This window comes from Caballeronia sp. LZ001, assembly GCF_031450875.1.
Classification (GTDB): domain Bacteria; phylum Pseudomonadota; class Gammaproteobacteria; order Burkholderiales; family Burkholderiaceae; genus Caballeronia.
Genome location: NZ_JARTVX010000002.1, coordinates 345117 through 357231, shown reverse-complemented (window position 1 = coordinate 357231; position 12115 = coordinate 345117). Strand labels below are relative to the sequence as shown.

Below are 12115 nucleotides of genomic sequence, written 5' to 3'. Positions count from 1 at the left end.
AGTCAGCAAGCCCGAACTGTTCCGCCTCCGGCCGGGCTTGAGTTCCAACCAGAGAGCGGTGCAACAAGGAAGGCGCGTCTTTGGCGCTTTACCGATGTCTCCAAGACGGCTTTGCTGGCTTTAGTGTTTGAGAAGACCATCAGGCATTCAGATAGACGCACCTTGCCAACAAACACGCGCTCGGCGCTTTTCAATAGCCTGAATCCGACGTTTCCACGTAGGTCGACTGTCGCCGGCGCACAGTGGTTCAGGCGGGATTTCTCCCATAAAAGATGAAGCAAGCCGACGAGGGTCACTCGAGGCACCTTGGAACCGGGAACACCCGTTTCCGTCTGTCGATGAAAGCTGGAGGCGGGCGTTTCGTCAGCCATCTTGAGGCCCATACCAACGCGAATCGTGAATTCACCTGAGTCGTCGTCGACCACGCCCACCGCATAAGCCCCCAAGCCCGATTTCGATCGGTCTGGCGCGTAGAAACGGCATTCATCATCGTGTTCCTGCCCAGTCAGTTTCTTCTTGGCCAGAAAGAAGATGCTCTCCAGGTTGCGCACTTCCAGTTCACGCTCACCATCGCCCCTCGCGCCACGGCAAAGACACTGAAGGCGCTGACCGGCTACATGCGCCGTCTTCAGGACGCTTTGCCAGCTTGCCCGGGTATTGGTTTCCGTTTGAAAGCCTGCCGAATATGTCTTTTGATTTGACGGGTTGTAGATCGTGCGATGGTTGTCTACCATGATTCTCGGGACGGATTGGGTTCTAGAAGGCTATCACGACCGCAAACGGACGTAAAAAAGCCCCGAATCTCGCGATCCGGGGCCTGTCAAGCTAGTTTTGCTTATGTCGAACGACATTTCACCTATCGTTTTTCATATATCAACTTATGGTGTCTTGTCGGCCGATTTTTTGTGATGGCGCCGTGGCTTAGCCGCAGGAACCTACGTAGCCACACTGGCCGCACTTCTGGCATCCGTCCACTTTGTGAAGCTCGTGGGCACCGCAGTCGGGACACTTCTTACCAAGACCCGATAGCGGAACAGGACCGTTTTCCAGACTGCGGTTCTCTTCCACCTGGCCGATCGCGTTGTCTGCATCCCTGCGTGCCAGACGACTTGCAAGCGCCGCAACGGGTACTTGATTGCCGTCTGCGTCCAGAAGCCCGCGTTTAATCAGGATGCGTTGGAGCGCATAGCCGAGCGCCGCGACCTCGGAATCATGGTACATCGGAACCTGCGTGCCGTCTTCCTTGGTGAAGAAGCCGTAACGCACCGTGCCTTTGTCCCAGACAACTTCCCGCATGTCTGCCAGCGCTTTGGCCACTGATCCGCCCGAGCGGGCAACCATCGACAGCAACCGCATGTTAGACGTGATCCACTGTTGGCCGTCATTGCGCTGGCCAGCAGGCATGAAGAACTCGACCGGACGTTCGATCTCGACCTCATTGCCATCAACCACGCCGTTCACACGCATGAAGTTCACAGTCAGGTAGACCGTCGATTTGCCTTCGTAGGTCATGTACTCGACTTTTGAAGTGACACCTTCCAGATCACCAGCCGGACGACTGTCGAACTGCTTGCGCAGTGGGTCTTCTCCGACAATCGGCGTTACCTCTGCTGCTTTCTCTGGTGCCGCTGGTGCATCGACCGACAATACCGAACCGAGAACCGAGTTCGGACGGTAGGTAGCCAAGCCCTTCAGGCCCGCCTTCCAGGCTGCGAAGTACAGGTTCTGAAAGTCCTCGTACGGGTAATCCGCGGGGACGTTGACCGTCTTGCTGATACTCGTATCGATGTAGGGCTGGACCGCCTGAAGCATGCGCAAATGGTCCATCGCAGACATCTCGAGTGCCGTCACAAACGAACCTGGCAGGCTGTCGGTATTGCCACCGCGGTGGCGATACAGTCGATAAGCATGATCGGCAACTTCGAAGATCTCATGCGTCCCGTCTGCCATACGCTTCTTGCGGTTGTAAGTCCACGAAAACGCGGGCTCAATCCCGTTCGATGCATTGTCAGCAAACGCCAACGTGATGGTGCCAGTCGGCGCGATCGACAACAGATGCGAATTGCGAATACCGTGCTCGCGAATCTGCGCACGGATGTGCTCCGGAAGACGCTTTGCAAAGCCGCTTTCCAGATACTGCTCGACCTCGAGAGCCGGGAATGCGCCTTTCTCCTTCGCAAGTTCGATCGAGGCAAGATAGGCTTCGTCTCGCATCACTTCGGAGATCTGCGCGGCCATCGAGCAGCCTTTGTCGCTGTCGTAACGAATCCCCAGCATGACTAATGCACTTCCGAGTCCGAGAAACCCGAGACCGATCCGACGCTTCGCCATCGCCTCATCCCGCTGTTCCGGGAGCGGCCAAAACGTAGCATCGAGAACCAGATCAAGCATGCGCACACCGACACGAACCAGATCTTTGAACCCCTCGAAGTCGAAGTAAGCCTGGTCTGTGAACGCGTTACGCACGAACATGGTCAGGTTGACGGAACCGAGATCGCAGCACCCATACGGCGGCAAGGGCTGTTCACCGCACGGATTGGTCGTGCGAATCGTTTCGACGGCGTGAAGGTTGTTTTCTTCGTTAATCCGCGAAATGAACAGGATGCCTGGCTCAGCATGATCGTAGGTCGAGAGCATTACGGCCTCCCAGATTTCCCGGGCACGCTGCTTTCGATATACCCATGTCCCGTCCTCACGACGGTACGTATCGGGCTGCTTAACATCCGGGTGCGGCTCCGCCGCATGCCAGAGTTCAACTTCCTCGTCCCGCTCAACCGCACGCATGAATGCGTCCGTCACGCCGATGGAGATGTTGAAATTCGTCAAGTCACCCTTGTCTTTCGCGTGAATGAAAGTCAGGATGTCGGGGTGATCGACGCGAAGCGCGCCCATCTGTGCACCGCGCCGGGCGCCCGCCGACTCCAAGGTCGCACAAGATGTGTCGAAGACTTTCATATAGGAAACGGGGCCAGATGCGCGCGAAAACGTTCCGACTACCAATGCACCCGCGGGACGGATCTCACTGAAATCATAGCCGACTCCTCCGCCGCGACGCATCGTCTCCGCCGCCTGCAAAAGCGCGGGGTAGATACCCGGCACACCGTTTTTGTACTCCGAGACAGAGTCACCGACCGGCTGGACGAAGCAGTTGATGAGCGTCGCTTTGATGTCCGTGCCGGCAGCCGAGTTGATGCGTCCGGCCGGAACGAATCCGTGCTCCAGCGCTTCGTAGAACACAATCTCCTTCTCCGCTCGGATCTCCGGGCTTTCCACTGCCGCCAGAGCGCGAGCAACGCGGCGACGCACGTCTGCTACCGTGACTTCATCGCCCTTCGCATACTTCTCCCGCAGAACTTCGACGGAGATGGTTTGATCCGGCATCGCGCCATGGACAATCTTTTCATTTGCATTCATCTTGATACTCCTGAGTGAGTTGAAAATTTCGGCGCTAAGTCGCCGTGCTCCTTGCAATCGGTAATGTGATTCACGTGGCAATAAAAAAGCCCTCTCGCAACAAGACGAGAGGGCTTTGCTGCTGGATTAGAGAAAGAAATCCGGAGAGAAAGCCTCTCCCTTGTTCGGTGGCGGCTCAGCCTCTGGCTGCTTATCGCGCGTCGGCTCGGGCAGATCCCAAGGCAGAATCGACTCGTCTGGCTGGCCGTTGCCTTCAGGTACGGCGGGGGCGGGCGCCTGCGGCGATTCGATGACCGCGTCGGGAATAGGTCCGACGCGAAGGTTGAAGTCGCCGCAGCCGGCGCGATTGGGATTCAGATACACGGCCTGGACAGTGATGATCCCGGCTCGACGCGCAGCCTGGCCGGTCTGGCACCACAGCATCCCCTCCATACCCCTCACGGTCGCTCTTGCGGAGGACGTGCAGTTTCCGCACGTTTTGCCGCCTTCAATGTTCATCTTGAACTCCTGATGCAAGGTTGTTTTGACGGTGGGATATGCGACTCATGGATGCGGAATCCATGCGAACCAGGCGATTGCGCCAGCCGCGAGATAGATAGGCCAGGAAAGGAGAGAAAGACGCAGATCCGTCGAAGACGGCCAGCACGTCAGAAACTGCGGTGCAAGAAGCGCCCATAGCAGGATGTCCAACGCTTCGAAATGCCAGCCGCCGTTCACTCGCAGCCATGCCACGAACGCCAGCAAAGGCAAACCGAGCAGGGGAGCAAGGCAAGCTGGCGCTGCGTTGTACCAGGTAAGATTCTCAAATGTCACTGATCCCATGACGTAGCCGCGCTTATCCGCCGATCTACGGGGAAACAGACTCATTGAGATGGGGCGAGCGCCCGTCAAGGCTCCGACAATGGCATGGAGGAGCTCGTGAACCATCGTGCCCGTGAGCGTTGCAAGCGCGAAGACGGCGATCCGTCCAGAAAGCGATCGCAACATCAGCGCTGCAATCGCGGGCGGGACCAGGTAGGTGAGCATCGCGGCCTCGATGGCCGTCAGTCCGAGATTATCGGCAGCCACGATGCCTCCTCGACCGCCTGTAAGGGTGAAGCACCGGAACACCCATCGGTGTCGTGGCATCCATGATCACGTGGCACAGGCCGCTCAGACAGAAGCCGAAGGCGACGCACCAACCAAACGTTCCGACCTCAACCGCTCGTACTGCGACCCACAAGCACACGCAAATCCATCCGAGGAGCCAGTGCGTAATCGTGCGGTGAGGAATCAGAGAGATCCGCTTCCCCCATATCCACGACTTGATTTCCAGCGTATCCGGGGCGCTTGAGCCCATGAGGCATCCCACAAAAATGGTCAGCAGTTGCCAGCCTGAGAAGACATCGACGGTTGCATAAACAACGCCGGCGCCGAGCACGACTCCCGCCGCGTAATGGGCCGTTTTTGAACTCATCTCCCGCATCCATCCCTATTTATTTCTGGAACCCACTATTCGTTGGGAAAAGACCACGAACGAACTCATAAAAACAATACATAACGCGTACTAATACGTTTTCACGGTGAAAACGCCCGCAACGGGCAACGCTCCCCGCTACCTGTCCCCCTTGCAAATACAGACAACACGCGCGAGAATACATAACATTTACGCGTACTACAACAGTATCCATTTTGAGGGATTTCAATGTATTCGAGTCATGCTCGCCGGTTCGCCCGCGGCTTAATCGGGCTAACGGTGCTGATCAGCTGCGGTCAGGCCGTCGCGGCGGAACCGAAAGACATTCTTTTTGCGGCGATCCGCAACGGGTCCGCTTCCGAAACACTCAGCGGTGCCTTCCTCGAAGGCTGGCAGTCAAGGACCCATTCGACCTCACCAATCCTGATGACCGCAGAGGTCGTGAAGCGCTACCAGCAGCAGGATTGCGCGCGGCTGCGAGTGACGATGCGACAGGAAAACATTCCGAAAAAGGATGGAAGCACCGGTCCGCTCCAGTTTTCCTACGAACTGAACCTGTGCACCGATGGAATGCCGCCGGCTGAAGCGGTCGACTGGTCGAAAGTGCCGCCGGAAAAATCGGCAGCTTCTCCGGAGCAGATCAAATGAGACGATTTCTACTACTCGGTGCTCTTAGCTGCGCTTTGGCCTTGCAAAGCGGCCTCGCTCTGGCTGACGCGCACTCAGACGGGCTCAGCTATGGCAAAGGCCAGCTCGACAAGCTGAACGGCAATATCACGAACAACAACGCCAAGAACGTACCTTTCTATACGACGACGCCGAGCCAGAGCTCAAGCTTCGGCGGCCCGTCGCTCTTCGACGTGGGCGTGAGCCGGATCACGTCGTGCAAAACAGCGACCCACGGAAGTGACGCCGTCGCCAACCAGGAGTGCGACGCTGTCAATTTTCTCGCCAAGAACCCGGATAACCGGGTCAAGGTGCCGATCGGCAACGACGATCCGATTATCAAGGGCATTGGCGACACCATCAACAACGCGAACGGCCATTACAACGACAACGGCTGCGTGCCGGCGACGACCACGACGCCCGATCAGCACTCGACCGAAGTTTGTAATGAGTATCTGGTCACGGACGACAAGTTGTGCAACATGGGCCAAGTGGTTGAGGTCGACGCGGACAGCAACTACCAGTGCAACGTGACGAAGAACAGCCTTTACACGCAACAGTGCGACAAGGTGCTCAACGTATGGTGTCAGCCTGGGCAGGACGGCTGCGATAACGGGGGCATTGTTCCCGGATCAACGCAGGGCGACATGCGCGTCTGGCTCGGTCCGGTCGGGGGAGGCACATGGGATCTTCAGTTCGGCACATTCGCGGACAACTACTGGGCCGGTGATAAGACCAACGGTGCTGTCTTCGACCGATCGCTGAGCTTCAACATTCGCGACATCACTCAACTTACCCAGTTCACTCTCGTCAGGGCGGCATTCGACGACTGGCTGTGGGTACAGGTCAACGGCATCACCGTGTACGTTGGTCCATACGGTGGCGACCGTCTTTACCAAGTCCAAACGTCGTATCAGGCTAGCTGTGGCGGCAAGGACTCGGGGATGTGTACCTACTACCACACACAGATCCAGTACGGGCCGAATTCCTTCGGCAACGCCGAACTGGGTAGCAGTTGGAACATGGGGCTGAACATCGACTTGCGACCGTTCCTCCATAACGGCGAAAACACCATCTGGACTCGCACGATCGTCGCAGGCAATGGCGAAAGCGCGCTCGATATCTACGCGCGCATGTATTGCCCGGCCGTTTGCTACGACAGTTGGGATAACCAGTGTCAAAACCTCGAGTCGCGATCGTGACCTCAGGCTACCAGGAGCCTCGCATGACAAACAACCGAAACGGCCTTTGGGCACGCGCCATTTGCGCGTTTGCTCTCTGCCTCGTTTCCGCATTCCTATCTTTGCTCGGTCCGCAGAATGCGACCGCGGCCGAGTGCCGTCGCACCGGTGAGGTATGCGTCGAGGGCGGGGGCACGCGCAATATCTCAGGCGTCGACGTCTATCGCGATTGCTGGCGCTATCGGGATACCTACGAATGCAAGAAGCCGGAGTCGATCGATTACTGTGCGCCTTTTTACGCGATGGCGGGATGCTGGCAGACTTCTACCACCTGCGTTGCGACTGCGTGGGACGGTACCTGTTTGACCGAGCAGCGCACATACCGATGCGGCGATCCTTCTACGCCACCTCCGACTAACACGGTCAAGCTCGGCGACACCTACACAATTGTGAAGGATGCCCTTGACACCAAGCAATGCGATCCCTACAGCCAGAATCCGCTCTGTACACTCGCATCGCATACATGCGTTGAAGGCGCAGAAACGCGAGTGATCAACGGGCTGCCGGTGTACAAGGATTGCTGGAAGTGGCAGGACGACTACGCCTGTATCAACACGACACCCAAAAACGATTGTCAGGAGTACATCGACAAAGGTTGCAAGAAGCTCGACGAAACCTGTGTTGAGAGCACCGATCCTGTTGGTTGCGTAATGAAGCAGATCACCTATAGCTGTGTTACGAAACAGGGTACGACGACGACAGGCGAAGATTGTAGTGCGCGCACGTCCTGCTACGACGGGACTTGCTGGGATACTGGCTATCCGCCCGATACCGATTTTGCTACCGCGGTAGCAGGCATGGAGGCGGGCCGCGAAGCCGGTGTCTATGGCGCAAAGGCCATGGACCTGTTTAAGGGTGAACACGAAGAATGCCGCAAAGGCTATGGTGGTCTGAAAAACTGCTGCAAGACCGATCCGGGTGGCAAGAGCAACAACACCATCATGCTTTCCGCGGGTCTTCAGGGCGCTAAAGTGGGCTCGAAGTACATGTTCGACTACATGTATCAGAACACTGAGTGGATGCAATCGGCATTCAGCTCGATGGGCTTTGACGGCATTGACATGGCTTCGCACTTTGGCTCGTCGTTCTCGATGTACGGCCTTTCGTGGACTGCTGGATCGACCGCCCTTGCGGCCGGCGAGACCGGAACAGGCGCGTTAGGGCAGACCGTCTACGGCCTCGGTAACGGCTTTGCGTTCGACCCGTACTCCTTTGCAATCATGGTCGCCATCCAGATTGTCATGTCGCTGATGGAGTGCAATGCAGGCGAGCAGCAGCTCGGCATGCATCGTGGCTCAAATCTTTGCCACTATGTCGGCGACTACTGCTCGAAGAAGACGTTCGGTGTTTGCCTGCAAACCAACCAGTCGTACTGCTGCTACAACTCGAAGCTGGCCAAGATCATCAACGAGCAAGGCAAGCCGCAGATCGGCAAGGGTTGGGGAACGCCCGAAGCGCCGAGTTGCGACGGCTTCACCGCTGAGGAGTTTCAGAAGATCGATTTCTCGGCAATTGATATGAGCGAGTTCGTCGGCGACATCATGGATGCAACGGACATCCCGGACATCGGGAATCTCCAGAAGACCATGTCCGACAAAATGAAGGGGCTTTCGACCAATCCGATTGGCAACACCTCTGGCGTGTCGACTGGCTCCGCGCAGACCGGCTCGACAAAGTAATAATCCTCCGCAGCAACCGCAAGTGGCCCGCATGATCTGCGGGCCATTTTTTATCCTCGCACGACTGGCTTCGAGCGCAAAACTCACCTGTTCTGGTTGTGTATTGCGCAATCCACATCCTCCGGGGGTTTCTTATTCTGCGTTCTGCATCTCCGGGCTGTCAGGTCATCGCAAGTGGCTTGGCGCTCTCAAATCACACAGGAGATCGCTATGTTCCGCGCAGGAGAATGGGTTGGAGCAGGGAAGTGGGCAAACCGGGAATCGCATCCGAGCGCTTGGGGGCGACCCTTTCTCGGTTGCGTGCTGGACCCTGCCGATTTCAGGGCATGGGCCAACTCGTTCGAGTTTCCTGAAAGTCAACCCGATCTGGGGCAGATCATGTCCCTCGTAATCAGACTCAAGGCAGAGAACAAACTCGCAGACCGGGTGCCCGTTGAATGGAACTTCAACAACGTTCGCATCGTGAAGTGGGAGCTGATCAGCAAACTTCGCACGGCAAAAGAGGAGCACGCCTTGTGGAATGCTATGAAGCTGCAACGCATCGACGAGCTGAATCACCCACGCCGTAGGAAAAAGCGCCCTTTAGCCGACTTCCTGTCCGACGGATTCACGCACCTTGTCACGGCTTGAAAATTGATCATCCGCGCCCTTAAGCTTCATGCTTTGGGGCGCGTTTTTCTTGATACCCATAGACTGGATTGTCTTCACATTGCCTTACGCTTACGTGTGATGTATTATTTTTCCCACTGCAATCAAAACCCGCACGCGCCATGACTGACAAGATTGGCAGGTTGTCGCGGCTCGGCTTCCGCTCGCTGGCTGAGTGCCTCCTGTCGGCGCCGAAGGAATATCGCGACTACCTCGAACCACTTCACATCCTGCCGATCCCTGACACCGGCATAAAGCATTACCTCGTCCTCACGCTTACCGAGAAGACCCTCTACGACAAGCAGCGAAATGTGACGAGTCTTTGGAAAAACGCTAGCCGCCTTGTGATGCGTGGCGTTGACGGGCGCGGAGACGGGATTTCGATCACCGTATTCGGTAGTGTCTGGCCGTGGAAGGAATTCAAACTCGGCGACGAGCTTCACCTCTTCGGCGAGGTGACGACCTGGGAAGGGCGGCGTCAGCTCAACAATCCGGACCTCGTTCTCGCTTCAGATCGCGGGCGGGTTGTCCCGCTTTACCAAGGGAAACCCGGGCAGGTGAAAGGCGAGTTGCTTTCGCAGGCAGTCGCTCAGGCGTTACCGATGGTGAACGATGCCTCGTGCATGCTGCTGGAGCAGGCAGGCATGCGTGAGTCTGACTTTCGAAATGCCACTGGTTTCAACGATCCCGCCGACCTGATTCGCATGCTCCACCTGCCGCCATCAGTTCGGGAAGGGGCTGCTGCCGTCGATACGGCACGCAGCCTGTCACTGAAGGCCATACTGAACCGTGCGATCAGAAACCAGTCGCACCAGCCGGTCGCGGGCTCGTCGATCGCCGTCGATCGCGACAAAGTAGGCAGACTTGTCGCTGCACTCCCGTATCCACTCACCTTGGACCAGGCGAAGGCCATCGACGAGATCGTTGCAGATCTGCGATCACCCTTTCCGATGCGTCGCCTCTTGTCCGGTGATGTCGGCACTGGCAAATCCGTCACCTTCATGGTGCCGGCCGTTGCTGCGCATCTGGAGGGGGCGCGCATCGCTATCATCGCGCCGAGCCAGCTTCTTGTTGAGCAGCTCGCAGGGGAAATCCGCCAACTCTTCCCGGGGACGCCCGTGTGCGAAGTTGTATCCGGTTCGAAGATTGGAGAGGGAATCGTGGTCGGCACGACCGCCGTCATCTCCGCAGCGAAAAAGAGCGCCATTCAGTTTGACCTCGTCGTCGCAGACGAGCAGCACCGGTTCTCTGTCGATCAGAAGGCCAGTTTGCTCGCATCTCACACGAACTTTCTGGAGGCCACCGCCACAGCTATTCCCCGAACCCTTGCACTCGTGCAGTTCGGTGGCGTCGCGGTCTCGATCCTGCGGGAGTGTCCGGTGACGAAGCGAGTACGGACACGCATCGTCAACCGGAAAGACGGCGGGAGGCTATTCGACTTCGTCTACCAGCAGATCCAGGAGGGTGGTCAGGTCGCGGTCATTTATCCTCTGGCCGAGGACAAGGGCGACGGAGATCGCAGTTCCGTTGAAGCCGCGTACGCGCGATTCCACGCGAAGTGGGGTGATCGGGTCGGGATGCTTCACGGAAAACTATCGGATGACGAGAAGAATACAGTTATTGCTAAAATGAAGGCTGGCGGCATCGACATACTCGTTAGTTCGACCGTCATCGAGGTCGGAATCACACTGCCGTCGCTCCGGGCCGTGGTTGTGGTGAATGCGGATCGGTTTGGCGTGTCACAGCTCCACCAGCTCCGCGGACGGGTGGCCCGGAAGGGCGGAGACGGGTTCTTCTTCCTGTATCTTCCCGAGGACGCGGAAGACGACGCGATGGCGCGGTTGCGACTCGTCGCGGAATGCAACGACGGATTCACGCTCGCCGAGCGCGACGCCGATCTCCGCGGGTTCGGGGATGTCGAGAGTTCGAGCGATGCCCAAACGGGCAATTCGCGGCTGTTGTTCTGGGGAGTAACGATTGAGCGGAAGGAAATAGAAAGCGGCGCAAGAAGCATGGGGCTGGTGTCGGCGTAGGAATCTGAGAGGCGTTTAGCTTGGCAAAGGCAACACCGCTACCGATCAAGGTGGCGATCTACCACAGAATCATCAACGGAGACATCTCCCGCGTGGTTGCGAAGGACTTTCGGATCAGTCAGCCGACAGCCCTGAAATACGCCGCGGATGTCATCGAGATGCTGAGGGGGCGGGATGACGTAGAGTCCGCGCCCAGCCTTCGCGCGTTCATGGCCCGAACGATCAAGAACCAGTCCTTCCAGTACGCCGACGAACCAGAGGTTCGTGCGCTGCTTGAGCCGATTCTTGCCCCGTACCTCGCGCAAGCCGAGACGATCGATTTCGCCGAGCGCGAAGGGGCTGATAACCCGCTTTCCACACGTGTCAATGCGACAACGTTCGAGCGGTTTCAGGGGATCGTCGCTGAAATGTCGGTGGATCGGCCCGACCTGACGCCTTCTGAACTTCTCCGCGAAATTGTCGAATCGTTCTGCGAACAGGCGGTCGTTCCGGCGCCGACCGTGAATATTGCTGATCCGAAGCACTTCCGTGACGCACTCACGGATTCGATCACGGATGTCCTTCGGAAGTTTGGCATTTCGGGCGTTTGATGGCCGCAGATAACCCGTTCGACCGCCCATCAGACGGCCCCGCCGTGCACATCGCAGCAGACGGCGCTCTTATCCGCCCTGCGCCGGTGAAGGATATGGTCCGCGAGCTCGCGTCTTCGCTCTCCGACCGTAGGCTGAACATTTTCGCTCCTCCCGACCTCAACTACTGGCACGCCTTTACGTGGGACGGCCAACGCTACGCCGCCAACCTGTACATCTGCGACAGCACCGCTGAGACCTTTCTCGACCTATTTCCGCTTGTCGCTGACGCGGCCGATATGGGTATGCCCCTTGCCATCGGACAGCGCGTTGCAGACTGCATTTTTCTCCTGCCTGCCGGAAACGCGTAGCTGATCGTTCGATCTCGCTCGCGGCACATCACGTTCCT

Annotated in this window: 12 protein-coding genes; 7 read left to right on the top strand and 5 right to left on the bottom strand. The window is 57.6% G+C overall.

The genetic code is table 11. The features are described from left to right. Nucleotides 1–2: 2 nt before the first annotated feature. The 5 genes from P9292_RS04105 to P9292_RS04085 all read right to left on the bottom strand — a co-directional run bounded on the left by P9292_RS04105 (nucleotide 3) and on the right by P9292_RS04085 (nucleotide 4870). Complete coding sequence (locus tag P9292_RS04105; RefSeq protein ID WP_309958101.1) at nucleotides 3–734, bottom strand: DUF1173 family protein; 732 nt, start codon at nucleotides 732–734, stop codon at nucleotides 3–5. 187 nt (nucleotides 735–921) lie between these two features. Then, nucleotides 922–3414: an adenosylcobalamin-dependent ribonucleoside-diphosphate reductase gene (locus P9292_RS04100; protein ID WP_309958098.1), complete on the bottom strand. Its 2493-nt coding sequence runs from the start codon at nucleotides 3412–3414 to the stop codon at nucleotides 922–924. Between the two features lie 126 nt (nucleotides 3415–3540). Further along, nucleotides 3541–3912: a hypothetical protein gene (locus P9292_RS04095; RefSeq protein ID WP_244797565.1), complete on the bottom strand. Its 372-nt coding sequence runs from the start codon at nucleotides 3910–3912 to the stop codon at nucleotides 3541–3543. 45 nt (nucleotides 3913–3957) lie between these two features. After that, on the bottom strand, nucleotides 3958–4482 hold the full coding sequence (locus P9292_RS04090; protein ID WP_244797566.1) for a hypothetical protein: 525 nt from the start codon (nucleotides 4480–4482) through the stop codon (nucleotides 3958–3960). Further along, complete coding sequence (locus tag P9292_RS04085) at nucleotides 4469–4870, bottom strand: metal-dependent hydrolase (protein WP_244797567.1); 402 nt, start codon at nucleotides 4868–4870, stop codon at nucleotides 4469–4471. Before P9292_RS04085 ends, P9292_RS04090 begins: the two co-directional genes overlap by 14 nt. Nucleotides 4871–5098: 228 nt before the next feature. On the opposite strand from P9292_RS04085, the gene P9292_RS04080 reads away from it, so the two are divergent. The 7 genes from P9292_RS04080 to P9292_RS04050 all read left to right on the top strand — a co-directional run bounded on the left by P9292_RS04080 (nucleotide 5099) and on the right by P9292_RS04050 (nucleotide 12077). Beyond that, nucleotides 5099–5518: a hypothetical protein gene (locus P9292_RS04080; protein ID WP_011876120.1), complete on the top strand. Its 420-nt coding sequence runs from the start codon at nucleotides 5099–5101 to the stop codon at nucleotides 5516–5518. Next, nucleotides 5515–6738: a hypothetical protein gene (locus P9292_RS04075; RefSeq protein WP_244797568.1), complete on the top strand. Its 1224-nt coding sequence runs from the start codon at nucleotides 5515–5517 to the stop codon at nucleotides 6736–6738. The genes P9292_RS04080 and P9292_RS04075 overlap by 4 nt, the downstream gene beginning before the upstream one ends. Before the next feature lie 23 nt (nucleotides 6739–6761). Next, a complete protein-coding gene (locus P9292_RS04070) occupies nucleotides 6762–8456 on the top strand; it encodes a conjugal transfer protein TraN (RefSeq protein ID WP_244797569.1) in 1695 nt (564 codons plus the stop codon). Nucleotides 8457–8666: 210 nt separating this feature from the next. Next, on the top strand, nucleotides 8667–9086 hold the full coding sequence (locus P9292_RS04065; protein WP_244797570.1) for a hypothetical protein: 420 nt from the start codon (nucleotides 8667–8669) through the stop codon (nucleotides 9084–9086). A gap of 140 nt (nucleotides 9087–9226) precedes the next feature. Then, on the top strand, nucleotides 9227–11137 hold the full coding sequence (locus tag P9292_RS04060) for a helicase-related protein (RefSeq protein ID WP_244797571.1): 1911 nt from the start codon (nucleotides 9227–9229) through the stop codon (nucleotides 11135–11137). Between the two features lie 20 nt (nucleotides 11138–11157). Next, a complete protein-coding gene (locus P9292_RS04055) occupies nucleotides 11158–11727 on the top strand; it encodes a hypothetical protein (RefSeq protein WP_011876115.1) in 570 nt (189 codons plus the stop codon). Continuing rightward, nucleotides 11727–12077, top strand: coding sequence for a hypothetical protein (locus P9292_RS04050; protein ID WP_244797572.1), 351 nt, complete (start codon nucleotides 11727–11729; stop codon nucleotides 12075–12077). Before P9292_RS04055 ends, P9292_RS04050 begins: the two co-directional genes overlap by 1 nt. The last annotated feature ends 38 nt before the right edge of the window (nucleotides 12078–12115 follow it).

What these genes read in the sequence shown, in the direction of transcription:
- P9292_RS04065 (WP_244797570.1), top strand. Translation starts at nt 8,667, where the DNA reads ATGTTCCGCGCAGGAGAATGGGTTGGAGCAGGGAAGTGGGCAAACCGG.
- P9292_RS04050 (WP_244797572.1), top strand. Translation starts at nt 11,727, where the DNA reads ATGGCCGCAGATAACCCGTTCGACCGCCCATCAGACGGCCCCGCCGTG.
- P9292_RS04105 (WP_309958101.1), bottom strand. Translation starts at nt 734, where the DNA reads ATGGTAGACAACCATCGCACGATCTACAACCCGTCAAATCAAAAGACA.
- P9292_RS04085 (WP_244797567.1), bottom strand. Translation starts at nt 4,870, where the DNA reads ATGAGTTCAAAAACGGCCCATTACGCGGCGGGAGTCGTGCTCGGCGCC.
- P9292_RS04095 (WP_244797565.1), bottom strand. Translation starts at nt 3,912, where the DNA reads ATGAACATTGAAGGCGGCAAAACGTGCGGAAACTGCACGTCCTCCGCA.
- P9292_RS04075 (WP_244797568.1), top strand. Translation starts at nt 5,515, where the DNA reads ATGAGACGATTTCTACTACTCGGTGCTCTTAGCTGCGCTTTGGCCTTG.
- P9292_RS04060 (WP_244797571.1), top strand. Translation starts at nt 9,227, where the DNA reads ATGACTGACAAGATTGGCAGGTTGTCGCGGCTCGGCTTCCGCTCGCTG.
- P9292_RS04080 (WP_011876120.1), top strand. Translation starts at nt 5,099, where the DNA reads ATGTATTCGAGTCATGCTCGCCGGTTCGCCCGCGGCTTAATCGGGCTA.
- P9292_RS04070 (WP_244797569.1), top strand. Translation starts at nt 6,762, where the DNA reads ATGACAAACAACCGAAACGGCCTTTGGGCACGCGCCATTTGCGCGTTT.
- P9292_RS04100 (WP_309958098.1), bottom strand. Translation starts at nt 3,414, where the DNA reads ATGAATGCAAATGAAAAGATTGTCCATGGCGCGATGCCGGATCAAACC.